Source organism: Pseudomonas sp. FSL R10-2964 (assembly GCF_009600035.1).
Taxonomy (GTDB): Bacteria; Pseudomonadota; Gammaproteobacteria; order Pseudomonadales; family Pseudomonadaceae; genus Aquipseudomonas; species Aquipseudomonas bubulae.
In genome coordinates, this window is the sequence record NZ_WIWH01000118.1 from 1 (window position 1) to 379 (window position 379).

1 protein-coding gene is annotated in these 379 nt (G+C 55.4%); it reads left to right on the forward strand.

Features of this window, described 5'->3' with window-relative positions:
- A partial coding sequence (locus tag GHN92_RS23665) for an FKBP-type peptidyl-prolyl cis-trans isomerase (protein WP_178102689.1) occupies positions 1–379 on the forward strand: 379 nt, incomplete at both ends.

A 379-nucleotide genomic window follows, 5' to 3' on the forward strand; every position in this document is an offset into this window, starting at 1 on the left:
GGCAAGAAAGAGCAAAAGCTTAAGGATGACGAACTAATCGAAGCGTTCGCCGCCCTGCAAAAACGCGCTGAAGAGCGCCTGGCCAAGATGAGCGACGAAGCCTCTGCCGCCGGTAAAAAATTCCTCGAAGAAAACGGCAAGAAAGCGGGTGTTGTCACCACTGCTTCTGGCCTGCAGTACGAAGTCATCAAAAAGGCCGATGGCCCACAGCCAAAGCCAACTGACGTCGTGACCGTTCACTATGAAGGCAAGCTGATTGACGGCAAGGTTTTCGACAGCTCGATCGAGCGCGGTAGCCCGATTGACCTGCCAGTCAGCGGCGTGATCCCGGGTTGGGTTGAAGGCCTGCAACTGATGCACGTGGGTGAGAAGTACAAGC